The sequence below is a fragment of the Pseudomonas sp. JUb42 genome (assembly GCF_024807945.1).
In the GTDB taxonomy this organism is placed as follows: domain Bacteria; phylum Pseudomonadota; class Gammaproteobacteria; order Pseudomonadales; family Pseudomonadaceae; genus Aquipseudomonas.
In genome coordinates this window covers 172,318-192,921 of record NZ_JANUFD010000017.1, presented here as the reverse complement: position 1 = coordinate 192,921, position 20,604 = coordinate 172,318, and the positions used below count along the sequence as shown (strand labels likewise).

Sequence of the window (20,604 nt, the reverse complement as noted above, 5' to 3'; positions counted from 1 at the left end):
ATCATGAAACTGAAAATGACCTTAATGGCGGCGTCCCTGACAGTGGCCACTCACAGCCTCGCTGCGCCGGGTAACCCCGTGGTAGTGGCCGGGCAGGCTACTTTTGCGCAGCAGGGCAATCAGCTGACGATCACCAACAGCCCCAATACCATCATCAACTGGTCGAGCTTTTCCGTGGCTCAGGGCGAGATCGTTCGCTTCCTGCAGCAGAGCGGTAACAGCGCGGTGCTCAACCGCATCACCGGCCAGGACCCGAGCGTGATCATGGGCACCCTGCAATCCAATGGGCATATCTACCTGATCAACCCCAATGGCGTGATTTTCGGCGCCGGTTCGCAGATCAATGTCGGCGGGCTGGTGGCATCGAGCCTGGCGATTTCCAACGAGGACTTCCTCGCGGGCAACCGGCGTTTTGCCGCGGGCGACTCGGCGGCAGCGGTGAGCAACCAGGGCGCGATTACCACGCCATCCGGAGGGCAGGTCTATCTGATCGCGCCGGATGTCACCAACACCGGGATTATCAACACGCCTGAAGGCGAGACGGTGCTGGCGGCGGGGCGTTCGGTGCAACTGGTGGACTCCAGCAATCCGGGCATGCATGTGGTGGTATCGGCGGCTCAGGACCAGGCACTCAACCTCGGCAGTGTGATTGCCCAGGGCGGTTCGGTGGGCATCTACGGTGCCCTGGTCAACCAGCGCGGCACGGTCAACGCCAACAGTGCCACTGTTGGCGTCAATGGCAAGATAGTGCTCAAGGCCAGTGGCAAGACCCTGCTGGACGCTGGCAGCACCACCACGGCCACCGGTGCCGGACAGGGCGGTGAAATCCAGGTGCTGGGCGAGCAGGTCGGACTGATGGCCAATGCTCGGGTCGATGTCAGCGGCAAGCTGGGCGGCGGCAAGGTATTGGTGGGGGGCGACTATCAGGGCAAGAACCCTGCGGTGATGAACGCCCAGCAGGCTTATGTCAGCAAGGACGCGCAGATTTTCGCTGATGCTGTTACCAGTGGCAAAGGTGGCAAGGTGATTGTCTGGGGCACCCAGACCTCCCGCGTCTATGGTTCGATCTCCGCTCGTGGTGGTACAGCCTCCGGCGACGGCGGCTTCGTCGAAACTTCCGGGCACACCCTGGATGTTGCAGGTGCACGCGTCGATACCCGGGCGGCGAACGGCAAGAGCGGCACCTGGCTGCTGGATCCGGCCAATATCACGGTCACCACGACCACGTCGGGCAAGACCCTGAACGACGTATCGGCCTTTGCCACTGATACCGGCGAATCCAGTGAGATCGATTCGGACCTGCTGGCCAACGCCACGTCGAGCATCATGTTGCAGGCCACCAACGACATCACCTTTTATAGCGGTTTCAGCAATACCAACAGTGCCGTGAACCTGACGGCTCAGGCGGGCAATGACATCAAGGTCTATTCCCAGCTGAATTTCGCCGGGAGTGTCACCCTGGCGGCCAACTACAGCGGTGCGGTCGTGACAGCGAGCGGGACGGGCAGGGTATTGAAAGAGGCGCAACCGGTAGTGGGAGGGACGCTGACCATTACTGACAGCCAGACGGTGGTTACACCACCGACTACTCCAACGACGCCACCGGATACCACACCACCAACGACGCCGACAACACCACCGGATACCACGCCACCGACCACTCCGGTGACGCCGCCGGACACAACGCCACCGACCACTCCGGTGACGCCACCAGTGACGCCGCCTGTGATGGATCCTGTACCGCCCGTTCCGGACCCGGTACCCACACCCGTGCCCGATCCCACACCTGTGCCTGTGCCGACGCCGACGCCGGTGCCAGTGCCAGTACCGGTGCCCACGCCTGACCCGGTGCCTGTACCGACTCCCGTACCGACACCGGTGCCAACGCCAACGCCGGTGCCGACACCGGCGCCTGTGGTCGTAGCACCCACTCCGGCTCCTGCCGCCACACCTGCGTCGGCGGATATCTGCACGATCGCGCCTAACTCGGCGCTGTGCCAGGTCCTGTCACCGCCGACTGCCAGTGAGCCGCTCAGCCCTGTACAGCAGGCGAGCAACGAAGTGATCAAGACGGTCACGAGCAGCGCGCCGAAAGCCGGCACCAGTCAGACTTCATTGTTCTCGACCCAGAGCAGTACGGGCAGCAGGAGCAGTGAAAGCTCACCTGTAAGCGATGCCGCCAAGTCGGATAAAACCGTCGATATCCTTGCCACCACCGACTCGAGCAAAACCGATGCCGCCAAGAAACAGATGTTCTGCAATTAAGTCGCTGCTGTTGGCAGTGCTGCTGGGCTCGGCGGCGTGGGTGCAGGCCGCCCCCGGCAACAGCGCGGGCACCATCGCCCATCTGAGCGGGCCGCTGTTGGTGAAGAAACAGGACGGCTCCGTGCGCATCCTCGGTGAGCAATCGAAGGTGGAAGTCGGCGATACCGTATCGACCCAGGCCAAGGGCTACGCGCAAATCCGCTTCAGCGACGACAGCCTGCTGACCTTACAGCCGGATACCGTCATGACCGTGGACAAATACGCCTACGACGCCGCTGCACCTGGGGGGGATGAGGTCGTCATGACCCTCAGGCAGGGCGGCCTGCGTGCGCAGCCGGGCAAGCTGGCGCAGCGCAGCAAGGAGCGGGTGACACTGCTGACGCCACTGGCCAGTATCGGCCTGCAGGCGGGTGGGGCGGTGGTGCAGTATCAGCCGGAACAGGCCAGTGCGGCCATCACCGCGCCGCGCGTAGCCTATCGTCTGGCGGTGCTGGCGTCGGGGCTTGAAGCATCGGCAATGGCCAATGATTCGCCGGTTGCGGCATTCATGCAGGTTATCGCGGCACGCTATGCCTATCGCCTGGCCCATGTCGCCGCCTGGCTGGAGTCCTGGGTAACGGGGGGAGGCACGACGGTCGCGGTCACTACGCCATCGGGGCTGACGGCGCCTGCACTGCCGCCTGGGTTGTACGTGGCCGTTACCGACGGGCAAATCACTTTGGCCAATAAAGGCGGTACGACCAGCTTCACCGCCGGGCAGTTCGGTTTTACCCCGGCGGTCACTCAACCGCCGGTGCTGGTACCGACCAATCCGGGCATGCAGTTTTCGCCGCCGCCTGTGTTCAATGCTTCGACCTCTGCGAGCAGTGCGGCGTCGACCGCGCCGAAAGGCGGGGCAGTGGACTGCATCGTGCGCTAAGCGGTGTGAATTACTGTGAAATCTCTGTGGCTTTGCGAATTGCTGTGAAGCCCCGCCATCGGCGCTAATGGCTTCATGCTACCGTCCGGACGTAGGCATCGTAATCGCGATATGCCACAAATCCATGAAGGAGCAGAGCCGATGTCGACCGTATCGCCCGCTGGCAGCAACCCGACGCCACAGAAATCCACGACGTCGGCCTTCGACGACAAACTCAATATCGCCAAGTCCAGCAAGACCGTTGCCGACTACATGCGCCAGAACGGCAAGTCGGCCATTTCCGGGCAGGAGCTGGCGCAACTGGCCAATAACACCTCGGGCAAGGTGCCGGCCGATGTTTCTGCTGCTGCGCAATATATGCAGCGCCATCCGGATGTTTTCACCGCCATCGAAACCCACGATGTCGCCGGTGCCGACAACCTTTCCGGTGTCTGGAACTTCGATTGGGCTGCCAGTGGCGGACTCAACGGCACGCCGACCGACGCCATCGCCAAGATGCAGGACACCTTCGACCTGGCTATCGCCAAGTCGGCGCAGATCACCGAGATCACCACGGGCAAAAAGGCCGAGCTGGATTCCACCAAGCAACGGCCTAGTAACTGATAGTTGTTCTTCATGGTGCCCTGAGGGTTATCAAACAATGTGGCAGCGAATTTATTCGCGAAGGCGCCAGCACATTCATCATCAATGTGACTGGGCAATCCTCTTCGCGGATAAATCCGCTCCCACAAAAACCCGTTAAATTACCAGCGACCGTAGTCACGCCCATGATCGTAACCGCGGTCATGGCCCCGGTCGTAATAACCGTAGTGCGGCGGCGGGGCGCGGCGGTATTCGACGACCCGGGTTACCGGCACATAAGCAACTGGCTGGTAGTAACGTGGTTGTGGCGGGTAGGCCCGATATTCAGGGCGATAGTGATCATGACTCGGGCCGCTGAGCACCGTGGCCACGACGGCTCCCACTGCTGCTCCGGCGATAACAGGCACTATTACATCGCGCTCGCTGGCGGATGCCGTACCTGCTGCAATAAGGCAACCGGACAGGATCAAGGCTTGGGTTATCTTCGAAAACATGGGTGTCTCCTTTGGCGAGATAAGTGGGTTCGCCATGGACGTATCTAACACCCGATTCATGTAAAGAAAGGTCTGGATTCGGTAAAGATCAGGTAAAGCGTGGGTGAGTCACTGCAATTATCGGTGTCGATGATAGTGAGCATCACGCTTTATCAGTTCTGTTCTGTGCATATAACTGGAAAATAGCCTGCATAGAAGACCCTGCTCTATCAGCAGAATATCGTCCAGGATCCCGCCCATGCGTCGTTTGCTTATCCCGGTTCTCGCCCTCGCCAGCTCGCTGCTGGCTGCCTGCGCCTCCACGCCGAATCAGCCGACGGAGACCTTGCACACCAGCAAGAGCCCTGAAGCGTACACCGACTGCGTCATGCCCAAGTTGCAGGGCCCGACCCAGGTGCCGACCCTGACCCAGACGCAGCGTCACTACAAGATTGTCGTTGCCAGTGCGCTCACCGCCGACAACATCCTTGAGGCATATAAGGCGCCCACGGGGGGCAAGATTTTCCTGTATGAACGCGGCCTGCTGGCCAACAGTTTCAAACACGCGGCGCAGGAATGTTTGTAAGTCTCCTGCCGCCGCAGTGTCAGCTCATCCAGTTGCCACCGTCCACGTTGTAGGTCTGCGCGACGATATAGTCACTTTCGCTGGAGGCCAGAAAGATTGCCATGCCAGTCAGATCCTCTGCGGTGCCCATGCGACCATAGGGGACTTCCTGGCCGACGAGCCTTTTCTTCTCGCCAGCCGGGCGGTTTTCATATTTCGCAAACAGCGCATCGACACCGTCCCAGTGTTCTCCGTCGACAACGCCGGGCGCGATCGCGTTGACGTTGATCCCGTGCTTGATCAGATTCAGGCCTGCCGATTGTGTCAGGCTGATCACGGCCGCCTTGCTCGCGCAATACACACCAACCAGCGCCTCGCCACGACGACCTGCCTGGCTTGCCATATTGATGATCTTGCCGCCATGGCCCTGGCTTATCATCTGCCGTGCCGCGGCCTGCAGGGTGAATAAAGTACCGGCCACGTTGATTGAAAACAGGCGCTCGTAGCTGTCCCGAGTGATTTGCGTGATCGGCGCCAGATCGAATAGCGCCGCATTGTTGACCAGAATGTCCAGTTTCCCGGTTTTGCTGATTACTTCAGCGAACGCGGCGTCGATGGACGCCTGCTCGGTGACATCCATCCTGACCGGATAAGCCTGTGGTCCCAGTTCGCTGGCCGTCGCCCGGGCGCGTTCGAGGTTGATGTCGGCGATGGCGACCGTCGCCCCTTCGCCAATGTAGGCCTGGGCGAAGGCTTGGCCGATGCCGCGGGCAGATCCAGTGATCAAGGCGCTTTTGCCTGCAAGTCGTTTCATATGAAGTCTTCCGTCAACTTTGTTCGGATTCGTGGGGGGAGTCGGCCTGACCGGTATCAGCGGTTATTTCGGGTAGCCCGCGCGCTTCATTTCCCGGCTGGTTGTGGTCTGCGCGCTGCTCAGTGCCTGCTCGACAGGCATCTGGCCGGTAAGCGCCGCTGAAAACAGTTTGCCGACGGCGGTGCCAATCGCCTGGAACTCGCCAATGGTCACGTACTGGATGCCGACATACGGCACCGGCTTGGCTGAAGGGTGCGTGGGGTCGGCGTGCTGCATCATTTGCAGGGTGACTTTGGCGAAGGGCGCCGCTTTCAGATAGGCCTCGTTGTAGGTCGAAGTACGGGTGCCCGGCGGGACGTTGGTAATGCCGTCTTCCCGGGCGACCACCTGGATGTAGTCCTTGGAGGTAGCCCAGGTGATAAAGGCCATGGCGGCGTCCTTGTGTCGGGACGTGGCAGGGATCGCCAGGGACCAGGCGTACAGCCACGACGAACCCTTATCTGTGACTTCAACGGGGGCCGGAGCAAAGCCCACGCTATCGGCCACACGACTTTGGGTTTTGTCCGTGGTGAAGGATCCGGCGACGCTGGCGTCGACCCAGATCGCGCACTTGCCGCTGTTGAACAGGGCCAGGGTTTCATTGAAACCGTTGCTGGAAACCCCCGGCGGGCCATAGTTTCTGAGGGTGTTGACGTAGAAGTTGGCTGCCGCTGTCCATTCAGGACTGGTCAGTTCCGGCTGCCATTGTTCATCGAACCAGCGGGCGCCGAAGCTGTTGGCCATGGTGCTGAGCAGCGCCATGTTCTCGCCCCAACCGGCTTTGCCGCGCAGGCACATGCCGTACTGTTCTTTATCCGGATGATGCAGCTTTGCGGCAAATTCGCCGAGCTGGCTCCAGGTCGGGTGTTCGGGCATGCTCAGGCCGGCCTGTTTGAATAGATCGGTGCGGTAATAAGTGACGGTGCTTTCGCCGTAAAAGGGCAGGGCATAGAGCGTGTCTTTGACCGACAGGCCCTGACGAACCGAGGGGATGATGTCCTCCAAGTCATAGCTGGCTGGCAGATCCCTCATGGGCTCAAGCCAATTCTTTGCGCCCCACAGCGGGGTTTCGTAGGTGCCGATGGTCAGCACGTCGAATTGCCCGCCCTGTGTGGCAATGTCGGTGGTCAGCCGTTGCCGCAACACGTTTTCTTCCAGTACGACCCAATTGAGCTTCAGGTCGGGATGCTGTTTCTCAAAGACTTTCGAAAGCCTTTGCATGCGGATCATGTCGCCGTTATTGACGGTTGCGATGGTGATTGTTTGCGCCGCCTGACTGGCTCCGACCGCAAACAGCCCGGCACAGAGCAGAAGCGTTTTGGGGATTGTCGTCATGATGTTCTCCACTCCGCGCCATGACGCGGAATTAGCATTGTTGTTGTTATGAACGGCTGCCGATCTGCGCATGGTTGGCTGATAGCGGCATGACGTGCCGATTACAGCAGGCGTGGGGGAGGAGACTCAAACGCGGCAGACACAACGAACTGATACTTTTTTAACCTTCAGCCTGTTCAGCCGGTCGGGTTAAAAAAGTATCAGCCAAGGCTGTTCTGGAGAGTGGCAGCGTGCTGCGGTTGGAGCGTATGGTTGACTGTGCAGACCTAATAACGACAAGAAACAGGAGCGGGCCATGCCTGTCAGTCTCACCCGTCTTTTCGAGCATTCGCCGGCCGAACTGGAAATCATCCTGCCGCAGCCGCAGCAGAGCTTTCGCTGGTACGAGCACGACTATCCTTACCCGCTCGCGCGCTGGAATCATCACCCTGAATTCGAGATTCATCTGATCCGCCACGGCAGCGGAAAACTGGTGGCGGGCGACTATATCGGCGCCTTTGCTGCCGGTCATGTCTCGATGATCGGCCCGGACCTGCCCCATGACTGGATGGGCGACCTGGCACCGGGTGAGCATCTGGAGGGGCGTGATGTTGTCTTGCAATTCGACGGTGGTGCATTGCTCGCCCTTCGCCACTTGCTTCCCGAACTGGGCGATCTGCAACCCTTGTTCGAACGCGCCCGGCGTGGTCTGGAGTTCTCCGGGGAGACGGCACCACAAGCGGCACAACTGCTCGAAGCCATCGGTCCCGCACAGGGCTTGCACCGCCTGATTCTGTTCATGCAATTGCTCAACGTCTTGTGCCAGGCGCCGCAGAAAAATACCAAGTGCCTGGCCAGCGCCTGTTATGCGCCTTCGCTCGATGCCAAAAGCGCCGAGCGCATTCATAAAGCTTTCGAATATTTACAAGGCGAGCTGGCGGGGGACATTCGGGTTTCGGTCATCGCTGATCGTCTGCATATGAGCGAGCCAGGTTTTTCGCGTTTCTTCAAGCGTACGACAGGCCATGGTTTCATCGACTTGATGCGTAAGCTACGAGTCCAGCGAGCCTGCCGGTTATTGCTGCAAACCCGGATGTCCGTGGCGGATATCTGCTTTGAGGTGGGTTACAGCAACTTATCCAACTTCAACCGCCACTTTCGTTATGAGATGAACCTCACGCCCTCGGAATATCGGCAGGGTACAGAAGTCACGATGTTCAGGCTCAATACGGGTGGGGCGTAATTGGCAGCGGGTTTGCAACGTTCTGCCTACTGCGCAACAAACGCCCGGTTGCCGATCATGATGTTATTGCCGTTGGGGTCCTTGGCATTGGCAAAGCAATAACCGTCCGCCTGGTGGGTGGAGCCAAACTCCAGACCCTGGGCCAGACATTGCTGCTTGAAGCCTTCCACATCCTCGATATCAAAGCCCAGCTTGACCGTGACCTGTCCGGTTTTGACGGCTTTGCCCGCCAGATGCAGCATCAGGATCGCGCCGCCACCTGCCGCTCGCAGCTCGACGATACGGTCGCCGTCCTTGCGGTGGGCGACAAAGCCGAAATGACGTTCGTAGAAGTCGCAGGTGGCCTGCATATCTCTGACGTACAGCACGATGCGATTGAGGATCGGGGTCATGGCGTCTTCCTTGAGTAATGCGGATGATTGATTGTGAGCGCTGCGCATTCTCTGTGGGCTGACGGGGGAATGTCGAGTGCAGGGTGTGCTCAAGCTCACCCTTGGCGGCCCACCTCGATATACTCGGCGCCCTCAGCAAGCGTTCGGGAGCAATTCATGCGGCAGGTGTTACTTATCGTTGATGTCCAGTCCACCTTCAGCCCGCCCGAATGGCTGGTTGATGGCGTGCGGGCCTTGTCGGCGAATATTCCCACCATTGCGTCCATCGAGCTGCATGACGAACAGGTTACCCCGTTCAATCGGCAACTGGGTTGGCACCCGGCGGCGCAAGACGAGAGCCTGGTCGAAGCGGACAGGGTTTTCGTCAAGCACGGCTACGGGCAAAGCGCAGAAACCATCGAATACATCAAACAGCTTGGCGTGGACCGGGTGTTGGTCTGCGGCCTGCAGACCGAGACCTGTGTGCTGGCAGCCGGGTTTGCCCTGTTCGATGCCGGGCTGACTCCGACGCTGATTACCGACCTGACCATAGGCTCATCCCTGGACCGCTCCGGCAAGTTGGGTATCAGCCTGTGGGAGCATCATTTCCGCCAGGTGACCACCCGGGCAGAGGTGATTGCCGGGCTGGATGTCTAGCCACGACACATATTGCGTCGATAACCGCTTGCGGCTAAAGTCTGGCCCCGGGCGTTTTGCTGCGCCTGCGGTCCGCGCGAAGGGGTAACCCAGGCATTTTTGCACCATTTTTCATTCCAGCTCCCGGCTTGTCGGCGGACCGAGCCCTGTAAGGAGTTGGCATGCCCGCTATTCTTGCTTCCCGTCATCACGGTCTGCTCGACCTGCCTGCACTGCGCAAGCGCGCCAAGCGTTTGCTCAAGGCCCTGAAAAATCACGAGGCTGACAATATCAGCCAACAACTGCGCAGTCTCGGTATAACCGGGCCCGACTATCGCCTAGCCGACAGCCAATGGCTGGTGGCCCGGGAGGCCGGTTTTTCCAGCTGGCCCAAGCTGATCGCCCATGCCGACGCCGTCGCTTTCGCGGCACGTCACCCGGGCTTTACGGCGGACGGGGAGGCGACGGTGCAACACTGGCGCTGCGGTAATGACATCGAGCACAGCCTGCGCACCGCAGGTTTATCCGGCGCGTTTCATATGTTCGATGACCCCATGGTGATGGGGCCGGTGCCGGCATTGCCTGAGGATGATTACTGGGCGGTGCGCGCGGCTTTTGCGCAGCAGGCGTTCGGGCTGTCCGAGCGCGATATCCAGCAACGACAGAACGTGCAGCGCGCCGCCCTGGCCCAGTTGAACGCCGACAGTGAACTGGTGCTCTGGTGCGAGGGGGATGCCTATGACCAGTTGTTCCTGATCCGCCTGTTGGCCAGCCTGCCTGCGCTGCCGCGCCGACTCGAATTGATCGAAATTACCCAGGTGCCCGGTATCGAGCGCTTTATCGGCATCGGCCAACTGGCCCCGGACCTGCTCGCCTGGCTATGGCCGCAACGCCGCCCGCTGGGTGAAGACGCCCTGGCTTTGGCACGCCGGGCATGGGCGGCCTATACCGCCGCCGAGCCAACGGCCTGGGCGCTTCTGGCCGCTCAGGATCACCCGGTATTGCCTTTGTTGGCGCCTGCCCTGGCCCGGCAGCTGCAAGAGCTGCCGGGTGCAGACGATGGCCTGAGCCTCACCCAGCGCCTGACCTTGCGCATCCTTTCGACCCATGGCCAATTACCGGCTGGCAAGGTATTCGGCCACCTGATGATGAGTTACGAACCGTTGCCTTATCTGGGCGACCTGATGTTTCACGCGTTGCTGCGCGCACTGATCGAGACACCGCTGCCGTTGATCAACGAGATGCCGGGCGAACACTGGCAGCAACGTCTGCTGAGTCTGACGGCGCTTGGCGAGCAGGTCCTGGGCGGGCACGCCCACTGGCTTGACCTGCAGCCCGCCGAGCGTTGGGTCGGCGGGGTGCGTATCGTCGCCGATCAGGCGCCTTGGCTGGTGAGTGGCGAAGGGCGGGTATGGCGGCGTTGATCTGAATGGACCACGGTTGAATGTGAACGGCTGCTCATCCATGTCATGGAGAGCAGTCGTACTCGAACTCAAACGCTCTGTGTGAGTCCATCATGGGCACGTTTTCCAGGGAGAAACACCAATGTCCGACAGTGACGAGTAAGTGGCCGACAGCATCAAGACGTGGGTCTGGTCCGGCTTTTATACGCCACAAGAAATGGACGAGATGGTCGATGACATCATTGACGATGACTGCGATGTCTCGGCGCTCAAGGCGCTGATCCTGCCTGAGGTAAAGCGCAAGCGCGAAACCGAGCGCTCATGGCCGCAGATCACCGCCTGTGATCGACTCGATAAGGTGTTCTATCACCTGCATGAGGACGGTATCTGCGCATTGTCCAACGCTGGCTACACGATGTCGGACGGCTTCTCGGATGTCGCGCAAGCCGTTCATGAAGCCCCTGACGGCCACTATCACGGCTACTGCTTTTATCACGGGCAGGATGTCGAGCGTGCTGTGCAAGCCGATGATCTGATGATCGCCTTCGGTTCACTCGATGATGATCCGCAACGCAGCCTCAAGGTCGGCCAGCGGGTGGTCGAGGTACTGAAAAATGCAGGCTTTGACGTGCATTGGGAAAATGCGATCGAGCAACGCATCCAGCTGCCAGCCTTCAAGTGGCAGCGCAGATCGCCATGATTGATCAGCCTGTAGCCGATGAAATCGATATCGCCAACAACTCGGGCAAACGCTCCCGTGCCGTCCCGCCCCAGGCTCGAGGCGGCAGTTGGGGGGCGTTTGTGTTTGGCGGCATTTGGGCGTTGTGCAACGGGGTCTGGTTCGGTGCCTTGAGCTTTCTGGCCGTGCTGACGCCCTTGCTGGCGCCGCGCATTACCCCATTGGTCGCCTTGATCACCCTGTTTGGCGTGGGTGTGTGGCTTTACCTGGCAGCCCGCGGGCGCTCATTGGCGTGGGCCCACAAGCGTTGGAGCAGCCTCGAAGTGTTTCAGGCGACGCAACGCACCTGGTCAAAGGTGGCCAAGGTGGTGTTTGCCGTTGGACTGGTGCTGTCGGTGATCCTCGCGGGGCTGTTCTGGATCATGCTCAAGGAGGGATTGAGTGCGATGAAGGGCTGAAGCCGGCGCGCTCGTTGGCTGTCTTCAAGCTTGTGGTAGGGGATTGCTCTACTTTATAAGAGGACAGTAATAACGCCCACGAGAAAAGGATGGCCAATGAGTAATTCCTGGAACGAAGGTTATTTTACAGACGAGGGTTATGTCTTCGGATATTGCCGCGAGATCAATCCTGTATTCCAACGTTACTGCCTGCTGCTGCGCGGTTTTCACACTCTGGAGAGTACTGACGCCTGGCATTGCGAACTGGGCTTTGGTCAGGGTGTTTCGATCAATATCCACGCAGCCGCAAACCCAGGAACTTACATAGGCACGGACTTCACCCCGTCCCAGGCCGCCCATGCCAATGCCCTGGGCGCCACGTTTGGCAGTACTGCGCGGCTATATGACGACAGCTTCGAACAGCTGCTGGCCCGTGCCGATCTGCCGCAATTCGACAGCATCAGCCTGCACGGTATCTGGAGCTGGGTCAGCCGCGATAATCAGAAACTGATCGTCGAATTTGCCCAGCGCTATCTCAAGCCAGGTGGTCTGTTGTACGTCAGCTATAACTGCCTGCCGGGGTGGTCGCCGCTGGCGCCGTTGCGCAAATTGTTCAGTCTGCACGACCGTTTTGCGTCCCACGCGGTTCGCCCGGCCGAGCGCATCGAGGCGGCCCTGCAATTCTCCGAAGTGGTACTGGCGGCCAACCCCAATTATGCCAAGACAGCCCCGAACCTTGACGCCAAGCTGCAGAGCATCAAGGGCGAAAATCGCCAGTATGTTGCCCATGAATACTTCAACCGCGATTGGGACTGTGTCTACTTCACCGATGTCGTGGATGCTCTGGCCGATGCCAAGCTGGACTACGCCACGACCGCCGTACCGCTGGACGCAGTAGACCCGCTCAACCTGAGCAACGAAGGCATGGACGTATTGGAGGCTATCGACCACCCGATCATGCGCGAGCAAGTGCGTGACTATTTCGTCAACCAGCCATTTCGTCGTGATTTGTATCAGCGAGGCACCCAGCGACTGTCCGCGTCAGAACAGCGTGAGGGCATGCTCAATACCCGCTTTGTCATGCTGCAAGTGGCAGAAAGCGTATCGAACACCGTCAAGGGGGCTGCGGGTGAGGCTTCACTTCAGGTCGAAATCTACGGTCCGGTGCTCGAAGCACTGGCGGCCAAGGCCTACGCACCGAAAACCTTGCGTCAACTGGCGGGCGCTGTACCGCAGTTGACCTATGACGCCCTGGAGCAGGCGATCAATGTGTTGGTCGGCATGGGCGCAGCGGCTCCGTGCCAGAGCGAGGCAGCGGAGAAACTGGTACAGGCGCGCTGCACCACCCTCAACCTGCAACTGTGCAAACGCTCGCTGCTCAACGATCAGATCCAGACCCTGGCCAGCCCGTTGACCGGCGGTGGCGTGCCCGTTGGCCGTTTCCAGCAGATGTTCCTGATCGCGATCAAGCAAGGCAAAAAGCAGCCTGCGGAATGGGCGCAACTGGCATGGGACATCATCGGTGATCAAGGCGAAGGGCTGGTCAAGGACGGCAAGGCACTGACCACAGCCGCAGAGAACGTTGCGGCATTGACCGAGCAGGCTGAAGCGTTTGCCGAGACGTCCCTGGTTATCCTGAGGGCGCTGAAGATCGCTTGATCCCGTCGTGTTGGCCATTTGATCAGGGGAGGCTCAGGCCAGCAGTTCGCTGATCCAGCGAACTTCCCGGGCCAGGTCCTGCACCTTGTCCTCGGGCACTGCCTGCTGTGCGTGGGCGAAGCTGGCCAGGGTGCGCTGTTTATGGCGCAGCCTGCGTTGCCATTTGGCCAAGAGTTGCGGGCTGCGCGCCTGCAGCAGCAGCGGGCCGAAATACAGTTCCTCGGCGCTGTATGGCTGCCGCGTTGCGGGCTCGGCGACGATGATTTCGTAGTCGAAACGGTTTTCCCGCAGCAGTTCTTCGGCAAGGATGCGGTAGTCGTTATCCATCAGCCATTGGCGCAGTGGCGGTTCGCCGCCGTTGGGTTGCAGGATCAGCCGCTCCCGGCCACTCAGGCGGGCTTTGCCATTGTCGAGGATATCGCGAATGGTTTCGCCGCCCATGCCGCAGATACTGATCGCGGTGATGCCATCCTGCGCCTCGATTGCTGCCAGGCCATCGGCCAGGCGTACGCTGATCTGATCGCCCAGATCGTTGTCGGCCACGGTGCGCTCGGCCGCCCGGAACGGCGTCAGCGCGACTTCTCCCGCCACTGCCGCGACGATGGCGCCACGGCGCAGCAGGGCTACTGGCAGGTAGCCGTGGTCCGAGCCGATATCGGCCAGACGCGCACCTGCGGGTACATGGGCCGCGACGCGTTCCAGGCGCAGGGACAAGGTATGTTCGTTCAACGCTGACCTCTATCAAACGCAAAGCAGATATCTGAATGGGACCGGGGTTCGGCAGGAGCCGGCTTGCTGGCGATGGATCGGTCACCCACGCCATTGCGAGTGCTTTGCACTCGATCGCCACCAAGGCGGCTCCCACATCCAGGTTCCAAAGGCTTTTTGGCCGGACGGGCGCGATTGTGTCGGTCAACGTCGCGCATTTCAAATGTTTCCGGCTACGGAGGAATAGGCATGGAACGTCGAGGATCTGGCAACGCCAGGGTGGTTGACTTGGCGTAACGTGGGATACCGGTAAAAAGAGGAATTGGAAAATGGCAAATATCGCTGTATTGGGCCTTGGGGCCATGGGCTCGCGCATGGCGAGCAGACTGTTGGCGGCGGGTCATGCCGTGAGTGTCTGGAACCGTTCACCGCAGGCGGCTGAGCCCCTCGTCAAGGCCGGAGCAACGTTGGCGAGTACGCCACGCGAAGCTGCACAAGGTGCTGAGTTTGTCCTGAGCATGCTGCGCGACAACGCCGCTTCCCAGGAAGTGTGGCTGAACCCGCTATCCGGGGCGCTGAGCGGGATGGGCGCCGCCAGTGTCGCCATTGAGTGTTCCACGGTGTCCCACGACTGGATTGTGGCGTTGGGTAAAAGGGCGCAGGCACTGGGCATTCCCTTGATCGATGCGCCGGTTTCCGGGTCGCTGCCTCAAGCAGAAGCAGGAGAGTTGGTCTTTCTGGTCGGCGGTGAGAACGCTGCGGTAGAGGCCGCGAAGCCAGTGCTCGCCGCCATGGGCTCGTCGCTTCACCATGTCGGTGCACTGGGCTGCGGTGCGCTGGTCAAGCTGGCAACCAACGCGCTGCTGGGCGTTCAGGTAACGGCCCTGGCGGAGATGTTCGCCATGCTGGCTGCGAATGCAGTCAACCTGGACAGCGCGTTTGAGGCCATGGCTGCCACTCCGGTCTTCAGCGCGGCGGCGCGGCGCAGTGCCAGTTCGATGGCGACGGAAAGTTTCACGCCGCAGTTTCCGGTGGCCCTGATCGAAAAGGACTTCGGCTATTTCATAGAGGCGGCGCAAAGCGGTGCCGCGCCGACGATAACCGCAGCGCGCCAGGTGTTCAGCAGCGCCATTGAGCAGGGTCTGGGCGGGCTGAATATGACCTCGGTGGTGAGCTTGTATAAGCTGGCCTGATCGAGAGCCGAGTAGTCAGTCGCTGCGCAGCGCCTCTGCCAGAAAGTCGATGAATGCTCGCACCTTGGCATTCAGCGCCGAGCGCTCGGTGACGCAGGCATAGATGTCCATCGGTTCCGGCTCCGCGCAGGCGAGGTTGCGGCTGTCGGGTTGAAACAGCTGGAGCAGTTGGCCGCTGTCGATGAAGGGCTGGGCGACGAAGCTGGCGAGGCGGGCGATACCGCCGCCGTTAGCGGCGATCCGGGCGATGATGTCGATGTCGTCGCAGACGAAGCCTGGCTTGACCCTGGCCTCGAAGCGCTTGCCGTCGCGGATGAAAGTCCAGGGCAGGAAGCGGCCATCGGTGGGGTAACGAAAGACCAGGCAGGCGTGTTCCTGCAGGTCTTGCGGGGTGGCCGGGATGCCTGCGCGGTCCAGATAGGCGGGTGAAGCGCAGAACAGGAACGGGCGTGAGGCGATATGCCGGGCGATCATCTGATCGGTCAACTGCGCCTTGATACGGATACTGACGTCGATCCCCTCCAGCCGATGATCGACCCGCCGATCGGTGCTGATGAGTTCAATGTCGATGCGTGGATAGGCGGCGCTGAACGCGGGCAGCAGCGGGGCCAGTACGTGACGGCCAAAGGCGGCGGTGGTCGCGATGCGCAGAGGCCCCTGGGGCTCGCTGGCGACCGTCGCTGCCTGGGAAGCCAGGTCGATATCGCGAGGTATATGGCGCACCTTGTCGAAATAGCGCGTGCCGCTTTCGGTCAGGGCCATGCTGCGGGTCGTGCGTGACAGCAGTCGCACGCCCAAGTGCGTTTCAAGCCGCGTGATGCTCTGGCTTACCGCCGCCGCGCTCATGCCCTGGGCCCGGGCTGCCGCTGCGATGCTGCCGTTTTCGACGACCCGGATAAACGTATTGATCAAGCCGAGGATATCCATCGGGCTCCTGTCAACGAATTCGTCAGTTTTACTTACGGATGATTCAAGTGTGACGGCTCTACCGACATGTCAGGCAGATTGCTAGGTTAGCCGCTGTTTCGCCATTTACCTTTGACCAGGACTGATCGATGACCGACCGCGCAGCAAAAAATACCCTACGTATCCGCTTCCCCAAACACGCGACGCCCTATGTATTCGCCCTCTATATGGCAACCATCATGGCGTTTCTCATGTGTCTGGTGATTACCTTGGCCGAATTCGGTCTGGACGAAAATTACATGAAAAATGTGATGAATGCCTACCGAGTGGCCATGCCGTCAGCATTTTTCTGCGTGCTGATCGTGCGCCCGATCGTTGCCAGGCTGGTGGCCTGGACGGTGCACGGTCATTGAGGCGGTCTGTTATTGAGCGGCCTGGAGTGCAAGCTCGAACCGTCGCTCCTTCGCGGTTTCGTCACCTTGGGAGGGAGGCGAGGGCAGAAAACCGCAACGCTGCAGTACTTTCTGTGAACCGACATTGTCGTCATAGACATACGCCACCAGTTGCGTCAGCCCCCAGCGGTTTTTCGCCTGCTCGATCAAGTGCCGCAGTGCCAGGGTCGCCAGCCCCTGGCCGCAGGCGCGCTGGCCGACTCGATAACCGACTTCGGCAGAATGCCCGGGTGAGTCAATGTTCTTCAGATTCGCCCGGCCAACGATTTCGCCGTCGGCGTCTTCGATGACAAGGGGATGCCAGACGCCGCGGGCAAAGTCGCTCAAGTAGCGGTCGATGTGCTCGGCGACGCCTTGGGATGAGTAGAAAGCCGGGGCGCGGGCTTCGATATGGGATTCGAACCACTCACGGTTGTCGATTTCGAAGGCGAGCAACGCCTGTGTATCCGTACGGCTCAGCTCGCGAACGGTGAAGGCTGTCATTGTTTACATCCCAATATAAGTTTCCCTGACACTGCGCTGTTGTGCAGTAGACAGGGTCCTACAAAATGTCATTTCAGCCCATGGGGCTGTGCGGTGTTTGATATTAATCGCCCATCAATTCACGCACACGGGATGTCAAGGCCTCGACCGCGAACGGCTTGGTCAGCACCCACATGCCTGTGCCCAAGTGGCTATTGCCCAGCGCTGCGTTCTCCGCGTATCCGGTAATAAAGAGGGTCTTGAGGCCGGGCCGGACTTCGCGTCCCGCATCGGCCATTTGTCGGCCATTCATGCCGCCCGGCAAGCCGACATCGGTAATCAGCAGGTCGATATGCACGTCGGAGCGCAGCACTTTCAGGCCTGCGACGCTGTCAGCCGCCTCGATCAGGGTGTAACCCAGTTCGCCGAGGGCATCGGTCAGCAGCATGCGAACCGTGGGTTCGTCGTCGACGATGAGAATGGTCTCGCTACCCTTGGATGTCAGCCCTTGCGCCTGGCCTGGATCGACCTCGACCGTTGCCACCTCACCGGCATGGCGCGGCAGGTAGATGCACATGGTGGTGCCCTGACCGACTTGCGAGTAGGCCCGGACTTGCCCGCCGGACTGCTTGGCAAACCCGTAGATCATCGACAGGCCCAGGCCCGTGCCCTGGCCGAGCGGTTTGGTGGTGAAGAAGGGGTCGAAGGCCTTGGACATGACATCGGGCGTCATGCCGGTGCCGGTATCGCTGACAGACAATGCCACGTACTCGCCTACGGGAATGTCATGGGCGCCAGCGACTTCGCGATCCATCCACTGGTTAGCGGTGGCGATGGTAATGCTGCCGCCATCAGGCATGGCGTCACGGGCGTTGATGCACAGGTTCAGCAGGGCGTTTTCCAGCTGGCCCGCATCGACCAGGGTCGACCACAGGCCGCAAGCACCGATGGTCTCGACGCGAATGCCCGGGCCTACGGTGCGTTGCACCAGTTCGGTGATGCCTGTCATCAGTGTGTTGACGTCGGTCGGTCGCGGGTCGAGGGTCTGACGGCGAGAGAACGCCAGCAGCCGATGGGTCAGTGCGGCGGCGCGTTTGGTGGCGGCCTGGGCAGCCTGGATGTATTTGTCGACTTCTTCCACTCGGCCCTTGAGGATTCTGCTGCTGATCAGTTCCAGGGAGCCGGATATGCCGGCCAGCAGGTTGTTGAAGTCATGGGCAATACCGCCGGTCAACTGGCCCACAGCTTCCATTTTCTGGGACTGACGCAGCTTTTCCTCGGCCTGCATCAGTTCACTCGTACGCTCGGCTACACGCTGTTCCAGTGTTTCGTTGAGTGCGCGCAGTGCCGCCGTTGCACGATCACGTTCGCCCTCGACGAAACGTCGTTCTTCAACGTCGATGAGTACGCCGGGAAAGCGCAGCGGGGTGCCGTCGACCCCCCGTTCCACGCGGCCGTTGGCTTCGAGCCAGTAATATTTGCCGTCAGTGCGTCGCACCCGATACTGATGGGCGTAGGCACTGCCGCGGCTGATCGCCTCGGCAATGGCGGCCTTGAGCCCGTCGCGGTCGTCCGGGTGCACGGTGGCAATCACCTGTTCGAGGCTGAGGCCTTCGCGACCCAGAGCCGGATCCAGGCCAAATGCCCGGGCAAAGGCTTCGTCGACGACGAAGCAATCGCTGGGCAGGTCCCAGTGCCAGGTGCCGATGATTGCCCCGGCCGCCAGGGCCAACTGTACGCGCTCGACGTTTTCCCGGGCAATCGCCTCGCTGGCGAGCAGGCGTTCCTGGGCGATGCGGCGTTCGGTGACATCGCTGAAGAAGATCGCGATCTGCCGATCAGCCGGATCGCCGACACGAATCGCCCGTACGTCGAACCAGCGTTCGAACGCTTTGGCGTAATTCTCGAAATTCGCCGGCTCCCCGGTCTTGGCGACATGGCCATAGGTTTCGAACCAGAAACTTTCCAGGTCAGGCGCGAATTCGGTGACCCACTTGCCTCGCAGATTGACCCCGGCCTGCTGTTCAAAAGCCGGGTTGGCCTCGACGAAGCGGTAGTCGATGGGGTGATCGTCGGCGTCGTACTTGACCTCGACAATAGCGAACGCCGCTTCGATGGTTTCCAGGATCATCCTGAAACGCTCTTCGCTCTGGCGCAGAGTCTTTTCGCTTGTGCGCAGGCTCAAGACCTCGGCCTCTAACTCTTCCCTGGTAAGGCATTCCAGATCTGCCCGCCGATCATGCATCGTTCTTTCCTGCGCCGGATTTTGACTTTCAATTGCGTATGAACAATGAAATCAGAAACGCTGGAAAGTTGCACCTGGATTGCGGGTGAACCGAAAACGACACTGCGCGGACCCGTAGGACCGGTTTTAGCCGGGAGGGAGTTGTTAAAGCCGATGATGCACTCCCGGCTGAAGCCGGCCCTGGAGTCGGTAAGGGTTGTGTGATCTGCAAAAAACCACAGCGAAGGCTGCGGACCCTCTCTCGCTATCAGAGATTTTTCACTTGCTGCTGCAACTTGATGCTCACCAGCAACTGACCATGCTCGGCATTACCTGCCACGCGGCCCCAGCCGGAGGCGGTGCCCATTTCGAAGAGGGTGACTTTGCCGGAATCGAGTATCAGCGCGATGACAAACATGGCGTAGTCGTAGCTATAGTCCTGCACCTGGGTCAGAGAAGCCCCATCTGCTGCGTAATATACGGTTCCATCTCCCTTGACCTGCAAGGTCGCGGTATAGGGGTATACGCCGTTGTCCTCTGCGCCTTGTGCGTAGTAGGTGCCGCTCCACAAATTCAGCTCGATCGGCATGAACTGCGATGTGCCCGATACCTGAAGCGATTGCGCGGTCCCGTTGCTGACAGTGCCGGATACTGCGTTGAAACCCGGATTTTGGCTGAAGGCGAGCGTAGCGCTTATACCGCCAAGTAGAGTAGGAGTGATGACCAGAGTGTCGCTGCTGAAAGTGTAATTGTCCTGCAGCGAGACTTGTTGGGAGGTCTGCCCATCCCAGGAAACGGTGAGAGTGGCCTTGTAAGTCGCCAAACCGGACGTGCTGACCAGCTCAGTGTCAATCATGACAAAGGAGCCGATCGTCGAGTCCACCATGTAAAAACCTGTGAACTTAATCAGTCCCTGAATAGAAGATTGCGAAACGCCGGATGAGGTCATGTTGCGTCCTTTCAAATGAGTGATGGAGAAAGGAATATAGCCAGCTTTTGGGTAGGTGCAATTTTGTTTTTTTTGTCTAAAAAATGATGAAACCCTTGCAGGGTAGGGGTTTTGCCGTAATGGCAGGCTGCCAGCCTTGGGATTGCAATGAATAATGGTTGTTAGCTATGGTTCTGGCTGGCGAGGTCCTGGCGAGAAGCGCTATTTTCCCGCGATTTATGCCCGAATATATTAGTCGAACAATGCTCTTTCATTGGCGAAGGTGCGGGAAAGAAAGTCAGCGACAGTTCAGATCAAGCACCTTGGCGCGA

The 20,604-nt window shown here is 60.1% G+C and carries 21 protein-coding genes; 12 read left to right on the top strand and 9 right to left on the bottom strand.

Annotation, left to right across the window (positions count from 1 at the left end):
• Positions 1-3: 3 nt before the first annotated feature.
• From M2401_RS28620 to M2401_RS28610, 3 genes are all read left to right on the top strand, one after another.
• The gene (locus M2401_RS28620) at positions 4-2,265 is read left to right on the top strand and encodes a filamentous hemagglutinin N-terminal domain-containing protein (protein WP_259108906.1); all 2,262 of its coding nucleotides are present in this window, start codon (positions 4-6) and stop codon (positions 2,263-2,265) included.
• Positions 2,266-2,281: 16 nt separating this feature from the next.
• The gene (locus M2401_RS28615; protein ID WP_259108940.1) at positions 2,282-3,184 is read left to right on the top strand and encodes a FecR family protein; all 903 of its coding nucleotides are present in this window, start codon (positions 2,282-2,284) and stop codon (positions 3,182-3,184) included.
• Between the two features lie 141 nt (positions 3,185-3,325).
• The gene (locus tag M2401_RS28610; protein ID WP_259108905.1) at positions 3,326-3,787 is read left to right on the top strand and encodes a hypothetical protein; all 462 of its coding nucleotides are present in this window, start codon (positions 3,326-3,328) and stop codon (positions 3,785-3,787) included.
• Positions 3,788-3,927: 140 nt separating this feature from the next.
• On the opposite strand, the gene M2401_RS28605 is transcribed toward M2401_RS28610, so the two are convergent.
• Positions 3,928-4,260: a hypothetical protein gene (locus M2401_RS28605; protein ID WP_259108904.1), complete on the bottom strand. Its 333-nt coding sequence runs from the start codon at positions 4,258-4,260 to the stop codon at positions 3,928-3,930.
• Between the two features lie 238 nt (positions 4,261-4,498).
• On the opposite strand from M2401_RS28605, the gene M2401_RS28600 reads away from it, so the two are divergent.
• The gene (locus M2401_RS28600; RefSeq protein ID WP_259108902.1) at positions 4,499-4,825 is read left to right on the top strand and encodes a hypothetical protein; all 327 of its coding nucleotides are present in this window, start codon (positions 4,499-4,501) and stop codon (positions 4,823-4,825) included.
• Positions 4,826-4,844: 19 nt separating this feature from the next.
• On the opposite strand, the gene M2401_RS28595 is transcribed toward M2401_RS28600, so the two are convergent.
• Positions 4,845-5,618: an L-iditol 2-dehydrogenase gene (locus tag M2401_RS28595; protein WP_259108901.1), complete on the bottom strand. Its 774-nt coding sequence runs from the start codon at positions 5,616-5,618 to the stop codon at positions 4,845-4,847.
• A 63-nt stretch (positions 5,619-5,681) separates the two neighbouring features.
• Complete coding sequence (locus M2401_RS28590; protein ID WP_259108899.1) at positions 5,682-6,992, bottom strand: sugar ABC transporter substrate-binding protein; 1,311 nt, start codon at positions 6,990-6,992, stop codon at positions 5,682-5,684.
• A 295-nt stretch (positions 6,993-7,287) separates the two neighbouring features.
• Here M2401_RS28590 and M2401_RS28585 point away from each other — a divergent pair, with 295 nt between their 5' ends.
• Positions 7,288-8,214 (top strand): AraC family transcriptional regulator, encoded by a 927-nt coding sequence (locus M2401_RS28585; RefSeq protein ID WP_259108897.1) that lies wholly within the window; start codon positions 7,288-7,290, stop codon positions 8,212-8,214.
• A gap of 26 nt (positions 8,215-8,240) precedes the next feature.
• Here M2401_RS28585 and M2401_RS28580 read toward each other — a convergent pair whose 3' ends face one another.
• A complete protein-coding gene (locus M2401_RS28580; protein WP_259108895.1) occupies positions 8,241-8,606 on the bottom strand; it encodes a VOC family protein in 366 nt (121 codons plus the stop codon).
• A 156-nt stretch (positions 8,607-8,762) separates the two neighbouring features.
• On the opposite strand from M2401_RS28580, the gene M2401_RS28575 reads away from it, so the two are divergent.
• The 5 genes from M2401_RS28575 to M2401_RS28555 all read left to right on the top strand — a co-directional run bounded on the left by M2401_RS28575 (position 8,763) and on the right by M2401_RS28555 (position 13,399).
• Positions 8,763-9,242: an isochorismatase family cysteine hydrolase gene (locus M2401_RS28575; protein ID WP_259108894.1), complete on the top strand. Its 480-nt coding sequence runs from the start codon at positions 8,763-8,765 to the stop codon at positions 9,240-9,242.
• A 161-nt stretch (positions 9,243-9,403) separates the two neighbouring features.
• Positions 9,404-10,645, top strand: coding sequence for a DUF1835 domain-containing protein (locus M2401_RS28570; protein ID WP_259108891.1), 1,242 nt, complete (start codon positions 9,404-9,406; stop codon positions 10,643-10,645).
• 142 nt (positions 10,646-10,787) lie between these two features.
• The gene (locus tag M2401_RS28565) at positions 10,788-11,324 is read left to right on the top strand and encodes a DUF6891 domain-containing protein (protein ID WP_259108889.1); all 537 of its coding nucleotides are present in this window, start codon (positions 10,788-10,790) and stop codon (positions 11,322-11,324) included.
• Positions 11,321-11,761 (top strand): hypothetical protein, encoded by a 441-nt coding sequence (locus M2401_RS28560; RefSeq protein WP_259108887.1) that lies wholly within the window; start codon positions 11,321-11,323, stop codon positions 11,759-11,761. Before M2401_RS28565 ends, M2401_RS28560 begins: the two co-directional genes overlap by 4 nt.
• Positions 11,762-11,857: 96 nt before the next feature.
• Positions 11,858-13,399 (top strand): class I SAM-dependent methyltransferase, encoded by a 1,542-nt coding sequence (locus M2401_RS28555; protein WP_259108885.1) that lies wholly within the window; start codon positions 11,858-11,860, stop codon positions 13,397-13,399.
• Between the two features lie 33 nt (positions 13,400-13,432).
• On the opposite strand, the gene M2401_RS28550 is transcribed toward M2401_RS28555, so the two are convergent.
• Positions 13,433-14,128 carry a tRNA (adenine(22)-N(1))-methyltransferase TrmK gene (locus tag M2401_RS28550; protein WP_259108883.1) on the bottom strand — a complete coding sequence of 232 codons (696 nt, stop codon included), beginning with the start codon at positions 14,126-14,128 and terminating at the stop codon, positions 13,433-13,435.
• Between the two features lie 308 nt (positions 14,129-14,436).
• On the opposite strand from M2401_RS28550, the gene M2401_RS28545 reads away from it, so the two are divergent.
• Positions 14,437-15,300, top strand: coding sequence for an NAD(P)-dependent oxidoreductase (locus M2401_RS28545; protein WP_259108881.1), 864 nt, complete (start codon positions 14,437-14,439; stop codon positions 15,298-15,300).
• 15 nt (positions 15,301-15,315) lie between these two features.
• Here M2401_RS28545 and M2401_RS28540 read toward each other — a convergent pair whose 3' ends face one another.
• Complete coding sequence (locus tag M2401_RS28540; protein WP_259108879.1) at positions 15,316-16,227, bottom strand: LysR family transcriptional regulator; 912 nt, start codon at positions 16,225-16,227, stop codon at positions 15,316-15,318.
• A gap of 128 nt (positions 16,228-16,355) precedes the next feature.
• Here M2401_RS28540 and M2401_RS28535 point away from each other — a divergent pair, with 128 nt between their 5' ends.
• Positions 16,356-16,619 carry a DUF2798 domain-containing protein gene (locus tag M2401_RS28535; RefSeq protein WP_259108877.1) on the top strand — a complete coding sequence of 88 codons (264 nt, stop codon included), beginning with the start codon at positions 16,356-16,358 and terminating at the stop codon, positions 16,617-16,619.
• A gap of 9 nt (positions 16,620-16,628) precedes the next feature.
• Here the strand turns inward: M2401_RS28535 and M2401_RS28530 are convergent, their stop codons facing one another.
• The 3 genes from M2401_RS28530 to M2401_RS28520 all read right to left on the bottom strand — a co-directional run bounded on the left by M2401_RS28530 (position 16,629) and on the right by M2401_RS28520 (position 20,293).
• Complete coding sequence (locus tag M2401_RS28530; RefSeq protein WP_259108875.1) at positions 16,629-17,141, bottom strand: GNAT family N-acetyltransferase; 513 nt, start codon at positions 17,139-17,141, stop codon at positions 16,629-16,631.
• 103 nt (positions 17,142-17,244) lie between these two features.
• The gene (locus tag M2401_RS28525) at positions 17,245-19,305 is read right to left on the bottom strand and encodes an ATP-binding protein (RefSeq protein ID WP_409033999.1); all 2,061 of its coding nucleotides are present in this window, start codon (positions 19,303-19,305) and stop codon (positions 17,245-17,247) included.
• 307 nt (positions 19,306-19,612) lie between these two features.
• The gene (locus tag M2401_RS28520; RefSeq protein ID WP_259108873.1) at positions 19,613-20,293 is read right to left on the bottom strand and encodes a hypothetical protein; all 681 of its coding nucleotides are present in this window, start codon (positions 20,291-20,293) and stop codon (positions 19,613-19,615) included.
• Between the last annotated feature and the right edge of the window lie 311 nt (positions 20,294-20,604).

Bases quoted from the DNA above. Each gene is read 5' to 3' on its own strand.
- M2401_RS28620 (WP_259108906.1), top strand. From the start codon at position 4: ATGAAACTGAAAATGACCTTAATGGCGGCGTCCCTGACAGTGGCCACT.
- M2401_RS28610 (WP_259108905.1), top strand. From the start codon at position 3,326: ATGTCGACCGTATCGCCCGCTGGCAGCAACCCGACGCCACAGAAATCC.
- M2401_RS28605 (WP_259108904.1), bottom strand. From the start codon at position 4,260: ATGTTTTCGAAGATAACCCAAGCCTTGATCCTGTCCGGTTGCCTTATT.
- M2401_RS28600 (WP_259108902.1), top strand. From the start codon at position 4,499: ATGCGTCGTTTGCTTATCCCGGTTCTCGCCCTCGCCAGCTCGCTGCTG.
- M2401_RS28595 (WP_259108901.1), bottom strand. From the start codon at position 5,618: ATGAAACGACTTGCAGGCAAAAGCGCCTTGATCACTGGATCTGCCCGC.
- M2401_RS28590 (WP_259108899.1), bottom strand. From the start codon at position 6,992: ATGACGACAATCCCCAAAACGCTTCTGCTCTGTGCCGGGCTGTTTGCG.
- M2401_RS28585 (WP_259108897.1), top strand. From the start codon at position 7,288: ATGCCTGTCAGTCTCACCCGTCTTTTCGAGCATTCGCCGGCCGAACTG.
- M2401_RS28580 (WP_259108895.1), bottom strand. From the start codon at position 8,606: ATGACCCCGATCCTCAATCGCATCGTGCTGTACGTCAGAGATATGCAG.
- M2401_RS28575 (WP_259108894.1), top strand. From the start codon at position 8,763: ATGCGGCAGGTGTTACTTATCGTTGATGTCCAGTCCACCTTCAGCCCG.
- M2401_RS28570 (WP_259108891.1), top strand. From the start codon at position 9,404: ATGCCCGCTATTCTTGCTTCCCGTCATCACGGTCTGCTCGACCTGCCT.
- M2401_RS28560 (WP_259108887.1), top strand. From the start codon at position 11,321: ATGATTGATCAGCCTGTAGCCGATGAAATCGATATCGCCAACAACTCG.
- M2401_RS28555 (WP_259108885.1), top strand. From the start codon at position 11,858: ATGAGTAATTCCTGGAACGAAGGTTATTTTACAGACGAGGGTTATGTC.
- M2401_RS28545 (WP_259108881.1), top strand. From the start codon at position 14,437: ATGGCAAATATCGCTGTATTGGGCCTTGGGGCCATGGGCTCGCGCATG.
- M2401_RS28540 (WP_259108879.1), bottom strand. From the start codon at position 16,227: ATGGATATCCTCGGCTTGATCAATACGTTTATCCGGGTCGTCGAAAAC.
- M2401_RS28535 (WP_259108877.1), top strand. From the start codon at position 16,356: ATGACCGACCGCGCAGCAAAAAATACCCTACGTATCCGCTTCCCCAAA.
- M2401_RS28530 (WP_259108875.1), bottom strand. From the start codon at position 17,141: ATGACAGCCTTCACCGTTCGCGAGCTGAGCCGTACGGATACACAGGCG.
- M2401_RS28520 (WP_259108873.1), bottom strand. From the start codon at position 20,293: ATGACCTCATCCGGCGTTTCGCAATCTTCTATTCAGGGACTGATTAAG.